13 protein-coding genes are annotated in these 15,840 nt (G+C 25.1%); 11 read left to right on the top strand and 2 right to left on the bottom strand.

Annotation, left to right across the window (positions count from 1 at the left end; genetic code table 11):
- The 9 genes from C7380_RS10435 (at position 1) to C7380_RS10395 (ending at position 10,032) form a co-directional block, all read left to right on the top strand.
- Positions 1-774 (top strand): outer membrane lipoprotein-sorting protein, encoded by a 774-nt coding sequence (locus tag C7380_RS10435; RefSeq protein ID WP_109605655.1) that lies wholly within the window; start codon positions 1-3, stop codon positions 772-774.
- 5 nt (positions 775-779) lie between these two features.
- On the top strand, positions 780-2,366 hold the full coding sequence (locus C7380_RS10430) for a hypothetical protein (RefSeq protein ID WP_109605654.1): 1,587 nt from the start codon (positions 780-782) through the stop codon (positions 2,364-2,366).
- A gap of 45 nt (positions 2,367-2,411) precedes the next feature.
- Entirely contained in the window at positions 2,412-3,653 is a 1,242-nt protein-coding gene (locus C7380_RS10425; RefSeq protein ID WP_158274877.1) for a tetratricopeptide repeat protein, read from the top strand.
- Between the two features lie 226 nt (positions 3,654-3,879).
- Positions 3,880-4,617, top strand: a complete 738-nt coding sequence (locus C7380_RS10420; protein ID WP_109605650.1) for a GntR family transcriptional regulator — start codon at positions 3,880-3,882, stop codon at positions 4,615-4,617.
- Positions 4,618-4,627: 10 nt separating this feature from the next.
- Positions 4,628-5,560 carry a carbohydrate kinase family protein gene (locus C7380_RS10415; protein WP_109605648.1) on the top strand — a complete coding sequence of 311 codons (933 nt, stop codon included), beginning with the start codon at positions 4,628-4,630 and terminating at the stop codon, positions 5,558-5,560.
- A complete protein-coding gene (locus C7380_RS10410) occupies positions 5,561-7,063 on the top strand; it encodes a sugar ABC transporter ATP-binding protein (RefSeq protein WP_109605646.1) in 1,503 nt (500 codons plus the stop codon).
- A complete protein-coding gene (locus C7380_RS10405; RefSeq protein ID WP_109605644.1) occupies positions 7,050-7,997 on the top strand; it encodes an ABC transporter permease in 948 nt (315 codons plus the stop codon). The genes C7380_RS10410 and C7380_RS10405 overlap by 14 nt, the downstream gene beginning before the upstream one ends.
- Before the next feature lie 18 nt (positions 7,998-8,015).
- The gene (locus C7380_RS10400; RefSeq protein WP_109605642.1) at positions 8,016-9,029 is read left to right on the top strand and encodes a sugar ABC transporter substrate-binding protein; all 1,014 of its coding nucleotides are present in this window, start codon (positions 8,016-8,018) and stop codon (positions 9,027-9,029) included.
- Positions 9,030-9,048: 19 nt separating this feature from the next.
- The gene (locus C7380_RS10395) at positions 9,049-10,032 is read left to right on the top strand and encodes an ADP-ribosylglycohydrolase family protein (protein WP_109605640.1); all 984 of its coding nucleotides are present in this window, start codon (positions 9,049-9,051) and stop codon (positions 10,030-10,032) included.
- 72 nt (positions 10,033-10,104) lie between these two features.
- Here the strand turns inward: C7380_RS10395 and C7380_RS10390 are convergent, their stop codons facing one another.
- Both C7380_RS10390 and C7380_RS10385 read right to left on the bottom strand, forming a co-directional pair.
- The gene (locus C7380_RS10390; RefSeq protein ID WP_109605638.1) at positions 10,105-11,364 is read right to left on the bottom strand and encodes a sensor domain-containing diguanylate cyclase; all 1,260 of its coding nucleotides are present in this window, start codon (positions 11,362-11,364) and stop codon (positions 10,105-10,107) included.
- 93 nt (positions 11,365-11,457) lie between these two features.
- Positions 11,458-13,032: a histidine kinase N-terminal 7TM domain-containing diguanylate cyclase gene (locus tag C7380_RS10385; protein WP_109605636.1), complete on the bottom strand. Its 1,575-nt coding sequence runs from the start codon at positions 13,030-13,032 to the stop codon at positions 11,458-11,460.
- 237 nt (positions 13,033-13,269) lie between these two features.
- On the opposite strand from C7380_RS10385, the gene C7380_RS10380 reads away from it, so the two are divergent.
- Both C7380_RS10380 and C7380_RS10375 read left to right on the top strand, forming a co-directional pair.
- The gene (locus C7380_RS10380; protein ID WP_109605634.1) at positions 13,270-14,469 is read left to right on the top strand and encodes a BaiN/RdsA family NAD(P)/FAD-dependent oxidoreductase; all 1,200 of its coding nucleotides are present in this window, start codon (positions 13,270-13,272) and stop codon (positions 14,467-14,469) included.
- A 354-nt stretch (positions 14,470-14,823) separates the two neighbouring features.
- Positions 14,824-15,825 carry a LacI family DNA-binding transcriptional regulator gene (locus C7380_RS10375; protein ID WP_109605632.1) on the top strand — a complete coding sequence of 334 codons (1,002 nt, stop codon included), beginning with the start codon at positions 14,824-14,826 and terminating at the stop codon, positions 15,823-15,825.
- The last annotated feature ends 15 nt before the right edge of the window (positions 15,826-15,840 follow it).

Raw genomic sequence — 15,840 nt, 5'->3', positions numbered from 1 at the left:
ATGAAAAAAGTTGTTATTTTAATGATATTAGTATTATCAATGCTATCTATAAATATCTTTGCAGATTCAGCAAAAGATATTTTAAAACAACTTTCAGATTCAATGAAAACATTTAAGACAGCTAAACAAAGTTATGAATTGATAGTAGAAAAAAATGGTAATAAAAGTATAAAAGAATTAGATATATATGTATTAATATATGAAGAAAATGGAGAAACAAAAAATAAAACTATACTTAGAATAAACTCACCTGTAGATGTTAGAAATACTACAGTTTTAAATTTATCTGAAGATGAACAATACGTATATTTACCAGCATTGAGAAAAGTAAAAAGAATTTCTGGTTCTTCAAAAGATGAAAACTTTCTTGATACAGATATAAAATATTCGGATATGAATTTAATAACTGGAGATATAGAAGATGATGAAAATTCAAAAATAATTTCAGAAGATGAAAATAATTGGAAAATACAAATTACAAATGATGATGAAAATGTAGATTATTCAAGAGTAGAAATGATAATATTGAAAAAAGAGATGATGTTAGAACAAGCATACTTTTATAATAAAAAAGGTGAACTTATAAAAATTATGAAATCTCAAGATCTTATAAAAGAAGGAAAAAATAAGTTTTGGAAAAAAATAGAAATACAAAATATACAAAATGATACAAAAACTATAATGAATTATTTAGAAGCTGAATATGATATTCCCATAACAGATAGATTTTTCAATAAACTCAATATATCAAATCCTATATTGGTATACAGGTGATCTATATGAAAAAAATATTATTAATAACTTTTATATTTGTATATTCAATATTCTATTCTGCAAACGGAAAAATTGATTTTGATATAGCAAAAAATTTTGAATCTGAAAACTCAGATATATATCAATTAATAAAAACAGATATAATAAATGAATTCTATTCAGACAATTCATTTTTCAAATATAATATTTCATTTTCCCTGTTGAATGGAATATCAGATGAACAATTGCAAGATAATGCTTATATAATAAGCAGACCTGATTTTACATTTGAAATTCCGAGCATGAATTTATTATCCACATATTTAATATCTAATATATCTTTTAGAGAAGTATTCTATGATTTCTATTCTCAAGCGTTTAATTTGAGAATAGGAAGATTTGATTTGAATACAGGAACTGGGCTTTATTATAGTCCATCTACAAATCTACAAGCCAATGATTATAAAGGTGTTTTTACGAATGATAAAAAAATTCCTATGGATGGATTAAAAATTCAAGGATTTTTAAATGATATAGCTTTAGAGGGCTACTTTACAGCTGTAAATAAATATGATAATCCAGATTATAAATCAAAACAAGAACTACTAATTTTCACAGAAAAATCAAAAAAAATCATGACTTTCGAACCAACCATGACTATATCCAAGATGATAGACGGTAAAAATTCAAAAATATCTTATGAAGATTTAAACTTAGGAATAAAAGGAAACATAAATTTCTTTGGAATAAATACAACAATAGGATATTATAGAGATCATTACCATTTTAAACTTCCACAAGATATAAATTTAAATATGGATAGAACTAATAATAAAGTTAGAATACTTTTAAATGGTGAAATAAATTCAAATGATCCCATGATAGGTCCTATAATAGATGGAATGAAAATAAAAGATACTATAGATGCATCTGGAATGATAATAGATACTATTCAATCAACTTCAACACTTTATACGCCATATAGAAATATAATAACACTTGATTTAGAAGGAACTATCCCAATAGATGGTTTTACATGGCATTTAGATAGTGCCTACTATATACCTCAAAAAAAAGAAAGTATTTATAGAACTAATTACACAGAAAAAGATTCAATATATGAAATAGATATAACTTTTGAATCTACTCCTACAAAGACTGATGAAGATAACACTGACACTATAATCAAACAAAAAAATTATATAGAAAATTTCAAAACAAGAAATTACAGTGAAAATAAAAAATTTTTTAAAGAAAATTATTTTAAATATGTATTTGGATTAGAGTATATGAAAAATGATTTTACAATTGGAATTGAATACTTCAATTCATTATCAAATCAGCATTTTAAATTCACACCTGGAATATCTCCATACATATCATACAAAAATTCAGATTTTGATATTCAATTTGGAACATTGATAGGATTTGACATAAATAATTCAAAAATAACTCCGGCATATACATTTACAGGCGACATAAAATATACGGGAGAAAAGCTTTTTGAAGTCGGTTTTTCATTCTTATACACATTAATAGATGATAAAACTCATCCAATGTATACAAATAAACAATTGAATGGAATAAAATTACAATTAACAGGTTATTTTTAATATTATGATATAATATCCATGAAATATATTTCATGGAGGGATAATATGAAATTTGAAGAAATTATAGAAAATGCAGATCAATTATACAAAAAAGGTAAATATGAAAAATCTCTTAAAGAGTATAAAAAAGCTTTAAAAAAGAAATTCAATTCTTATGAAATACACAGTAAAATAGCGAGTATAAACATAATATTAAGAGATTTCGAAGAAGCATCAAAATCTTTAAAACTTGCTTTAAAGTTCAAACCTGAAGCTTATGAAAATTATTTTATGCTTGGAAATGTTTATCAAAGTATGGGATATATAAAAAATGCTATTGAATCATATGAAAAATATTTAGAAAGCATAGAACAAGATGATAAAGGATTTTGGGTTATACTTTATTCTTTATATGTTCAACTCGATATGAAAGAAAAGGCAAAAAAAATATATGATGAAAAATTAAAAGAAATAAAATATAAATTAGAAAACGAAAAAAATGATCCTGAAACATACCATCAAGCTGCAATTTTAAAAAGATTTGAAAATGATCATCAAAAAGCTTTAGAATACTTAAATGAAGCCATTAAATTAAACAAGAATTCTATATATTATGTAGAATTTGCAGATTCATGTACACATCTTGCAAATTTAGATATAGAAAAAAGAAAAGAGGATAAATATTTAAAAGAAGCTGTTGAAAAGCTTGAAGAAGGAATAAAAAATTGCGAAGATAACAAAAAAATATATGAAAGTCTTTCAAATATATACATGATCCTTGAAGAATATAAAAAAAGTGCTGATACATTGGAGATTTTATTGAACAAATATCCTTCATATTCAGATGTATATATAAGATATCATAACCTTTTGGATAAAAATCTTGAAGATTTTGACAGAATAATTAAAATATATGGTGAATTGAAAGAAAAATATCCACAAAATCCTATAATAACTTATTGTTTAATGAATGGTTATATGAGAAAAGAACAAAATCAAAAAGCATATGAAATAGGTTTAAAAGCTGAAAAAGAAGATTATGCGGATGCACTCATATATCTTTCTATGGGTCATATAAATGAAATAGAAAATAAAAATATAGAAGCTGAAACATATTATAAAAAATCGATCAAAGAAAACAAATTCTTTTTTGATTCATATTTTAAACTTATGATATTCTATAATAAATTAAAAGAAGAAGAAAAACTTAAAGAACTTTTTAAAGAATTTAAAGCATTGTCAACAGAGATAAAAGATTCAACTTTAAAAAAGAGACATGATAGAATGATAAAAGAACTCAAAATATGAACTATGAAAACCTGATTAATAATAAAAAGTTAATCAGGTTTTTTATTTTTTATTAGAAAAATAAAATAAAAAGTAATAGGTATTACCAATAAAAAGATTTTTAAATATATTTGATTAAGAACTAATCTCTTTGTTAATAAGTATAAATAATTCAATTATATTAATTTTTAAAAAAAGATTATAATGTTATTGGTAATACCATTAAAATAATGGAGGAGGAAAATATATGTCTGATGAAATAAAGAAAATAAATGATGGAAGGTCAGTCGTATCGAAGACATATGAAGAACTTTTAAAATACATAAATAATCCAGAAAGAACAAGTGATAAATTACCATCAGAAATTAAACTTTCAAAACAATTAAATGTAAGTAGAACAGCTTTAAGAGATGCTTTAAAAAAACTTGAGCTTGAAGGATATATATCCAGAAAAAGAAAAATGGGAACTTTTATAAATTGTAATAAATATAAACTTCAAGGTGGACTTGAAAAACTAAGATCAATAACAGATTTTATAAAAAGTTCAGGAATGAGACCAGGAACTATATTTTCAAAGTATTCAACAGATTATGCGGATGGAAATATATCTGAAAAATTAGACCTAAAAAAAGATTCAAAAGTTTCTATAATAGAAAGAGTTAGAACAGCTGATGAAAATCCATTTTGTTATGAAATAAGTTTTGTACCTCTTGTTTATTTTAATCAAGAAGATTATGAAAGTTTTTCTGGTTCTCTTTTATCTTATTTGACAGAAAAAAAAGAATTCAAAGTTGATCATGCAATAACTTATTTAAATCCATATAGTTCAGATGATCTTATAAGTGAAAAATTAGCCATAAAAAATAATCATTTAATAATGTATATTGAACAAATTCATTATTCATTTGATAATAAACCAATATGGTATTCAAGAGCATTTTATAGAAATGATATGATACGTTTCTCTCTTATGAGAAAACTATAGGAGGTATATTATGAAAATATTAGGACTTGGAAGTATAGCCATTGACAGAATATTCACTGTAGACAGATTACCTGTAAAAGATGGATTTTCTAACATCATAGATGAAAAAATTTATGATGGTGGTAGCTGTGCAAATGTTATAAATCAAATTGCAATGTATGGTGGAGATACGGCTTTTTGTGCAAAAATTGGAGATGATGAAAGTTCAAAAATAATCAAAAAAGGATTAGAAAAAAGTGGTATAAATTCTAAATATATGATAACTAAAGAAAATGGTATATCAACTTCTACAATTATTTATGTTGATAAAAATGGAGACAAATCAATTCTTACAAGACTTGGAGATTGTCTATTAAACTTAACAAAAGATGAAATAAATAAAAAAATATTTGAAGAATTTGATATTCTTTATACAGATTTTATTCCAAGTGATGCATGCCTTTATGCAGCAAAAGAATTTAAAAAAAGAGGAAAAACTGTTGTATTCAATTTACAAGTTGCACCAATTGTTATGAAAGGTTTTGGTATGACAGATGAAATATTTTCCGAACTTTTTAATTATATAGATGTTTTTAATATATCTTTTTCTACTTTAAAAGATATAACAGGTTTATCGAATTTAAACGAAAATATTGATTTTATAAGAGAAAATTATAAATACAATGGTGATATTATTTTAACTCTTGGAAGTAAAGGAGCATGTGTATGTACCACTGATGATCTTATAATGCAACCATCTTTAAAAATAGAACCGGTAGATACTACAGGAGCAGGAGATTCATTTATAGGAACATTTTTATACTGGCATTATGTAAGAAATGAAAATTTTGAACAATCACTCAGATATTCTAATACAGCTGCAGCAATAACCTGTACAAGAAAAGGGGCAAGAAGTGGTCCTGATTTAAATGAACTAATATACAGAATAAAAGAAGGTTTTTAGATGCAAAAAACAATTCTTTCAGTAAAAAATATAAGTAAAAATTTTCCAGGTGTAAAGGCTTTAAAAAAAGTTTCTTTTGATTTAAAAGAAGGAGAAATACATGCACTCCTTGGAGAAAATGGTGCGGGTAAATCAACTCTTATAAAGATTATTTTTGGATTAATAAAAAAAGATGAAGGAAAAATAATATTCAAAGATCAAGAACTTAAAGTACTTTCTCCATCAAAATCATATGAAAATGGAATAGTGTTAATACCTCAAGAAAGAACACTTTTAATGCATAAAAGTGTAGCTGAAAACATTTTTCTTGGACTTGAACCATTAAAAAAAGGATTAATTTCAAAATCATATATGATAAAAGAAAGCTCTAAACTTATGAAAAGTTTTAGTATGGATATAGATCCTGAAACTATAGTATCTGAATTGAGTACAGGTATGCAACAAACAGTTGAAATAATGAGAGCCATAAACAGAAAAGCAAAAATAGTGATCATGGATGAACCAACAGGTGGATTGAGTGCTCAAGAAGTTAAAAAACTTTTTGAGATTATAAAAACATTAAAAGAAAAAAATATATCTATAATATATATTTCTCATAGAATGGAAGAAATATTTAAAATATCTGAGCGGATAACAATATTGCGTGATGGTGAAAATACAGGTACATTTGATACTAAAAGTATAACAAAAGAAAAAGTCATAGAACTCATGGCGGGTAAAAAAATCTCTTCAATACAAAAAAATAACCTAATTATAGGTGAAACAATTCTTGAATTAAAAGATTTATCAACCATAAAACTTAAAAAAATAAATTTTGAATTGAGAAAGGGAGAAATACTTGGAATAGCGGGATTACTTGGAAGTGGTAGAACAGAAATATTTGAATGTATTTATGGAATAAATAAAAATTACAAAGGAAAAATTTATATAAATTCTGAAGAATATATAAATCCATCAATAAACAACTCTATAATGCGAGGAATAGGCTTTGTAACAGAAGATAGAAAAAGAACAGGACTCTCTTTAAAATCATCAATATCAAAAAATATAACCTTACCAATGAGTAAAGAGATATTTGAAAAAGGAATAAAAAAAACTAAGAAAATAAAAAAAATATCTTCAGAATACTCACAAAAAGTTGGACTAAATACTCAGAATATGTCTTTTATTAGTGGGAATTTGAGTGGTGGTAATCAACAAAAAGTTTTAATAGCTAGATGGTTGGCAAAAAAATCTAAAATACTTCTTTTAGATGAACCAACTGTTGGAGTTGATGTAAATGCAAAACAAGAAATACATCAACTAATAAGAAAGTACTGTTCAGAAAACAATTCTGCTATAGTTGCATCATCAGATTTTCCAGAACTACTCGATTTATGTAATAGAATAATAATTATATCTGATGGAAAAATTGTTAAAGAATTAGAAAATAAAAATATAGATGAAAAGATCTTACTTAAATATGCAACATCAGCTGGAGGAGAAAAATATGAAAAAACTTAATATTTTAAAAGCTCCTGAATTTGGAGTAAGTATAGCTTTAATAGGACTTTTTATACTTATGTCATTTTTATCACCATTATTTTTATCTGGATATAATTTAATAAATATTCTATTACAGTCCTCAACATACATAATTCTTTCAATTGGAATGACTTTTGTAATTGTTACTGGCGGGATTGACCTCTCAGTTGGTTCAATAGCTGTAGTGAGTGGTATATTAATGGCAAGCCTTATGAAAAGCGGAACAAATGTATTTATTGCTATACTTGCTGGACTTATAATAAGTATTTTATGTGGATTTATAAATGGATTTCTTGTATCAAAAATAAATTTACCATCTTTTATAGTAACTTTAGCAACTATGAGTATTTTTCAAGGAGCAGCTCTAATATTTTCAGGAGGACTTCCTATATATGGGTTTCCAAAAAGCTTTTCATTCTTAGGAATAGGCTCTATATTATCAATACCAATTCCAGTAATAATTGCATTGATTTGTATAATAATATCTATATTTATATTCAAAAAAACAAAGATAGGTCATTATGCACTAGCAATAGGGGATAATAGACAAGCAGTAAAAATGTGTGGAATAAATATATTCAAATATGAAATGATAGTTTATATGATAAATGGTTTTACAACTGGTATAGCAGCTATCATAACTACAGCAAGATTAAATAGTGCAGAACCATTGGGATCTATGAGCATGGGACTTGATGCAGTTGCAGCTGTTGTTATGAGTGGTACAAGTCTTTCGGGTGGTACAGGATCTGTGACAGGAGCTATAATAGGCTCTCTTTTAATGGGAGTTTTAAGAAATGGAATGACTCTATTGAATGTTCAGTCATATTATCAAAATTTAATTATTGGTATAGTAATTCTTATAGCAGTTTTCATAGATAAAATAAGAAACGATTATTCATATAAAGGATAATTGTTCAGGAGGGATATTATGAAGAAATATTTGGCATTATTTTTAACTTTTATTACTATTTTTAGCATAGGTTTATCTGAACAAAGTGCATTTGAAAAAGCAAAAAGTGATGTGTTGAGAGAACTCGGTAGTCCAGAAAAAACAGATAAAGTTTATAAAGTAGGAGCTCTTGAAATAACCTTGGCAAATCCTTTTTGGGTAACTATGAAAGAAGGATTTGAGGCATCGGCAAAAGATTTTGGATTCAAAATCGATGTAGTTGCAGCACCTTCAGAAGGAGATGCTTCTGCACAACTGAACTATTTAGAAACAATGTTAATAAAAGGATATGATGCTCTATGTATATCACCTATAAATCCTTTCAATCTTATTCCGGCAGTTTCTAAAGCTACACAAAGAAAAATACCTGTTATTGCTGTAGGAACTTATGTAGATGAACAAGCAGCTAAAAATGCTGGAGCAAAGATAAATGGAATGCTTGCGGTAGACTTTGAGTATCAAGGAAGACTTCCAGGCCAATATATAGTTGAAAAGTTTAAAGGTGAAAAAAATGTTAAAGTTGCTATAATAGAGGGAATACCTGGATCTGCACAATCAGAAGGAAGAAAAAATGGTTGTATTTCTGAACTTGCAAAATCTCCAAATATGAAAATTGTATCTGTACAACCAGGAAATTGGGATAGAACAACTGCATTAAACGTAACATCGAATCTTATACAGGCAAATCCAGACCTTGATGTAATATTCTGTGCCAATGATACGATGGCTCTTGCTTCTGTAGAAGCTTTGAAAGCTGTAGGAAAAAAAGATCAAGTTATGGTTATAGGATGTGATTTCATAGAAGAAGCAAAAGAATCAATTGAAAAAGGTGAACTTGATGCTACATTGGCAATGTCTCCTTATCTTTATGGATATATAGGTGGAGTTATGGCCTATAAAACGATAATAAATGGAAATTATACAACAGATATTCAAGTACCTATAAAAATAGTTGACAAATCAAACTTAAAAGAATATCATGACTGGAAATGATCTATAGGAGGAATATTAAATGAAATTATTCGAAAAGGTTCTTCAAGCATTTGCAGCAGGAGATGCTATAGGTATGCCTACTGAGTTTATGACCAGAAATCATATAAAACATTTTCTTAAAGAAGATGAAGATTTCATAGATCCAGCAAAATCAATATTACATAAGAATCTTTTCAGATTTCAAATAACTGATGATACCGAACAGGTTCTTTATTTAATAAAACGTTATAGTAAAGATGGAGAAATAACGATTAAAAATACATATGAAACGCTTGAAGAATGGATAATAAAATCAGATGCTGTTAAAAAAGGATATATAGGACCAAATTCACTAAAAGCTCTTGAAAATATAAAAAATGGAGTGCCTGTAAATGAATCTGGAAAAAATGGAACTACTTGTGGGGCGGCTATGAGAGTTCTTGCACCAAGTCTATGTGTAAAAAAAGAAGATGAAAAATCTCTTATAAAAGGTATTATAAACTGTTCTATTCCTACTCATAATACCAGTCTTGCACTCGAAGGTGCTATGGGATTGGGTTTTGCATACCATTATTTGGCTTGTAACTATCCTTTAGAAGAAGTTATGAAAAAAATAAAATTGGGTTGTAATATTGGAAAACAAAGTTCAAATTATGAAGTTGCAGGAGCAAGCTCATTAGAGAGGATAAAATTTATAGAAAAATATATAAAATCTATTAAAGAAGATGAAGAACTTTTAGATTTTTTATACAATGTAATAGGAACAGGTTTAGGTACAAATGAAGTATTTCCAAGTGCCATAGGAATATTTCTTTATTGTAGAGAAAATGTTTTTAAAGCTATAAAACTTTCCAGCAGATTAGGTGGAGATACAGACACAATAGGAGCTATTTCTGGTGGATTATGTAGTTTATATAGTAAAGATCATAACATTCCATATAGATATATAAATGAAATTTCAACTTTAAATAATATTGATTTTGATGAATATTCAAATATGATCTCAACTATGTTTACAGTATAAAAATATGGGAAGCGGAAGAATTTAAAAGATAAAATTCTTCCGCTTTTTAAATTTTTTAAAACTAAAAAATATTTATTTTGAAATTTTTTTTAATTTTTTCATAGAATACATATCTTCATCAGCTTTTTTTATAAACTCATCTATATCTATACTATCAAAATCATTATATTCAAAAAAACCGAATGAAAAATCAATATAAAAATCTAAGTTTTTATTAATATCTTTCAATTTATTTTTAATCCTGTTTATTACACTTAAAGCAGAATTTTTGACACAATCAGGAAAAACAATGAAAAATTCATCTCCTCCTATACGACACAAAATATCTGAATCTCTTATTTCAGATTTTATAGTTTTTGCAAGCAATTTTAATGAATCATCTCCGATATCATGACCATAATTATCATTAATATACTTTAAATTATCCTGATCTATAAAACATATAACACATTTTTTTTGATATCTTTTTGAATATTTTAATTTTTCTTCGAGAAGAATCAAGCCCATTCTCCTATTATAACAATCAGTTAAAGGATCAAAATCTGCTAATTCTTTCAATTTTAACTCAGTATTTTTACGTTCTGTAATATCCATAACAACACCAATAAGATTTAAAGGAGAATGATCTTTGTCTCTTTCAATTATCTGTCCTTGATCATAAAACCATTTATAATATCCATTTTTTGTTCTTATACGATACTCCGTATGATAAAATTCATCTTCACCATTTAAATGTTTTTTCATTGCATTCATAGTATGTTCATAGTCATCTGGATGAACGAGTTTCATTATATCGTACATATGTTTAGGAAACTCTTCAATAGTATAATCTAAAAGTTCAGCTTTGTTTTTATGAAATTCGATATAGCCAGTTTTGATATTTAATTCCCACCAACCTATTTTACCTATATCTAAAGATATATTTAATCTTTTTTGTAGCTTATAAATTAAAATATCTTTTTTCTGTTCTTTAGTAATATCCCTTATAACAAAAAGACATTTTCTATTTTTTAAATAAGCTACAAATTCATAATAAGCATCAAGCTTTTTATTATAAACATTTATAGGCTTATTATTTAATTTGTCTATATTTCTTATATATCCCTCAAAAAAATCTTTCATATTAATCTCTTTTATAAAACTATATTTAAAAAATTCCTTAAGTTCAAGATCTGGGTTATTTTTCATTATATCTTTAATAATATTTTTTACATTTTTATTCATTTCCAATATCTTAAAATCATAGGGTTTATTTTTATGGTACAAAATTTCTGTTTCTATAAGTCCATAACCAAGATTTTCAAATATTTTTAAATAGTTATATGTATTCACCAGATCACCCCTTTTATAGTATTATACAGTATACAATAAAAGGAGATTTTAACTACATAAAAAATTAACTTTATATACATAAAATATTAAAAATTAATCATGTCCATATATTGTTAACCTATTTTTACCATTATTTTTAGAAAAATAAAGAGCCTCATCAGCAGCGGATATGAGATCCGAATACATATTTTCAACCATTGAACAAGTCACAAGACCTATGCTTATTGTAAATGAAAGTGAAATATCATCTTTTTTGAATACAAGAGACTCTATATTCATTCTCAATCTTTCAGCAAGCATTAAAGAAACATCTATATCAGTTTCAGGCAACAAAATTGCAAATTCATCTCCACCATATCTCGCAATTATATCAGAAGATCTGAACATAGATTTCAACGTTTTTGAAATAAGTACAAGAATATCATCTCCAATGAGATGACCGTATTTATCATTTATACTCTTATAATTATCAATATCAAACATTATAAGAGAAACTTTTTTATCGAATTCATTACATTTTTTAATCTGAATATTTGTCAAATATTTAAAATAAGTGTTATTATAAAGACCGGTTAAACCATCTGTATTTGCTTTATCTATAAGTTTTAATTTTTCATTTCTTTCAACTGTAATATCTCTAAAGATCGAAACAGATCCAAGAAATTCATTACCCGATTTAGTACTCAATGGATATATACTAACAGAATAATGTTTTTTCATATTATAAATATTAACAGTTATTTCTACATGTTCTATTTTATTACTTTCCATATTTTTAAACCATTCAGGAAATTCTTTTTCAATAATTATTTTTACTTTTGAATAAAATTTATCTTTTTCATCAAATGAATAATTATTATCTTTTCTATCCATTAAAGTATAAAAAAAATCTCTACTTGCAGGATTTAAATCTATTATACGGCTTTTTGGAGAGTAAACCAATATACATTCATTAATAACTTCAAAAACCTTATCCCTTGCAATTGGCGAAATAGAAAGTAAATCGTATTTAAAAAGTCCCCAAGCGACAAATATAAGACCAGGTATAAAAAAAGTACTCATAGGAATACTATCAAAAAAACCTATAATTTTAAACCAAGTTAAAATAGCTGGAAAAGCTAAACCAATAGAAATTAGCCAAGATTGAATTCTAAATTTCTTAGGCCCTCTATAAGAAAGTAATATTATTATCGAAAGAATAACCATAATATAATTATGAGATACAAAAATTTTAGATAAAACTGTTGTTTTTATAAATAAAGTAGTATATCCATCAAAACTTAAAATTTTTATACTTTCTCTCATCAAGTGATGAAAAGAATCTGTAAAAATCAAAAAAAGACTTAATATAGGAATAATTTGTATACTAATCATAAAAATTTTTCTTTTTTTATTAAACCCTGTAAAACTCAAAGCAAAAAAAACTCCAGCTACAGGAGCATAAAAAATTCCTATTTGAGATAAATTTCTAAAAAACAACATCAAATTAAAATTATTAACTAATATTTCTATCAAAGTTGATGAAGTATTTAACAAAAGCAAAAACATGAACAAAATAAATTCATTAGCCCCAATTATATCCTTTTTATTAAATGCATAAAGTATAAAAAATAATATAAAAATTATAGTAATAATTAACAAAAATACACTTATAAATCCAGAAACCATATTTTTTTCCCCTTTGAAAAAATTAAATTATCCCATATTAAATATAAACATGATATCACAAAATTACAAATAAATATACTATAGTATAAAAAATAACAATCAATTAATTTTATACTATAAAACAAGTATAAACATTAAAAAAATATTAATTTTATTTTAATAAATGATGTGAAAAAAATTAATGGGAAAAAATAAATTTTATGATATAATTTTCGATGTAAAAAAAGGAGGAAAAATATGGATTATGATGTTGTAATAATAGGTACAGGCCCTTCAGGGTTGTTTGCTGCAGCAAATATAAAAAATAAAAAAGTATTAATAATAGAAAAAAATGATGAAATTGGTAAAAAATTTTTAATATCTGGATCTGGACAATGTAATTTAACACATTATGAAGATATAAAACAATTTATAACACATTATGGAGAAAGAAAAAATTATGTAAAAAAACAACTTTTTAGATTTACTAATTATGATACTATAAATTATTTTCAAAAATATGGTATGAATTTCATAATAGATAAAAATGGAAAATATTTTCCAAAAACAAAGAAATCTAAAGACATTTTAAATATATTGATTAATATAATAAAAGGAAATAATTATACAATAAAAACTTCGGAAAAAGTAAAAAGTATAAAAAAAGAAAAAGACTTCATAATAAAAACAAATAAATCAGAATATAAATCAAAAATGGTAATAATAGCTACTGGTGGTAAATCTTACCCAAATTTAGGTACAAATGGTGATGGATATGAATTTGCAAAAAAATTTGGTCATAATATAATAACACCAAAACCAGCCCTTACAAATATAAAAATAAAAAATTTTGATATGCAAGAACTTTCCGGTACATCTTTCAAAAATGCAAAAATAAAAATATCTGATAAAAAACAAAATATCAATGATTTACTCATTACACATCAAGGATTTTCAGGACCTTGTATACTCGATTTTTCGAGATATTTAAATGAAAATCAAAAAATAAAGATTTCTTTTATAAATTTAAAAAATAAAGAATTATTCAAAGAAGATATAAATAAAAAAATAAAAAAATCTAATGACAATTTATTTTCAATACTTAAAGAATATGAACTAACAAAAAGATTTATAGATTATATAGAAAACAAAATAAAAATAAATCCAAAACAAAAATCACATAATATCGATAAAAGAACAAAAGATAAGATAACAGATTTTCTAATAGATCATGAATATACAATAGATGAACTCGGAAATTTTGATAATGCAATGGTTACAAATGGAGGAATTGACACTAAAGAGATAAATCCTAAAAATATGGAATCGAAAATTATTAAAAATCTATATTTTGCAGGTGAAGTTATAGATGTAGATGGAGATACAGGAGGCTATAATATACAATATGCTTTTAGCACAGCTTGGGTCATATCAGAATATTTAAACAGTTTAAATTGAATTTAAAAATTATAATTAAAAAATGTGATAAATATCAACATTCAGATATTAACTTAATATTAAAGCTTTTATGAGAGAGTCTGAAATTAATAGAACTAAAAAGCAATCAAAAATTAACATAAGATTATAAAAGTTTAAATATTATTTAACTAAAATTAATTAAGACCGTTACTTAAGTAAAAAAGACGTAACAATAATCGTGTTATAATAAATCAAGTGATTAACTAAACCCCAATCACCGAACAAAGATCCCCCCCTTTGTTATTATAGAATTAGGCTGTGGAAAAATATTCCACAGCTTTTTTTTATTTTATGATATAATTAATACGTATTAATTAATGGGGGGAATATAAAATGAAGAGAATAAATAGTAAAGATGTTGCAAAAGAAGCAGGTGTATCTCAGTCGACTGTATCTATGATACTGAATAATAAAAAAGGAGCAAACTTTAAAAAAGAAACCATTGAAAAAGTTATGAATGCAGTAGAAAAATTAAATTATAAGCCTAATATACTTGCAAGAAATATGAAAATGAACCTTGCAAATTCAATTGGGATTGTTATTTCAAAATATATAGATTCATTTTTGATACCCAATATTCTGGAAGGAATTAGAAAAATATGCATAAAAAATCAAAATAGTATAACCATATGTAATTGGGAATATAAACAACAAACTCCTGACTATATAGAATATTATCAACAAAAAAGAATAGATGGATTAATATATGTAGCAACAATAGATGAAAATATAAAACAAATATCAAACGAATTAAATGCTTTAAAAATACCATTTGTGACAATAATTGCTGGTTATGATATACCACAAATAACAACTATTACATATAATTTATACAAAGGAGCATTCGAATCTACAAAACATTTAATAGAAAAAAAATATAAAAATATACTATATATATCCCCTGAAAATTTAAACTATGGTGAAATGGATAGAATAAAGGGGTACAAAGAAGTTATTTCAAATTTCAAATTAAAAGAAAACATAATATATATAAAAGATTATAAAAATGCAAATATAGAAATAGAAAAATATCTAAAGCAAAATAAAAATATAGATTCTGTAATAGCATCACATACATATCTCGCATATAATGCGATGAAAAGTGCTGTAAAATTGAATAAAAAAATACCAAAAGACTTTGGAATAATATCATGTGATCACAATAGTTATGCTCCATACACTCAAATTCCTTTAAGTACAGCGGATATACCCTTAATAGAAATGGGAGAAAAGTCTGCTGAAATACTTTTTAAAAAAATAAAAAAAGAAAAACATATAAAAAAATTCCAATGTGAACCTAAGTTAACCATAAGAGAGTCTTCTTCAAGAGAGTAGGAAGACTGATTTAAT

Origin of the sequence: Oceanotoga teriensis (assembly GCF_003148465.1) — a bacterium.
Lineage (GTDB): Bacteria > Thermotogota > Thermotogae > Petrotogales > Petrotogaceae > Oceanotoga > Oceanotoga teriensis.
The sequence above is the reverse complement of the archived record's forward strand: the minus strand, read 5'-3'. Positions and strand labels throughout refer to the sequence as shown.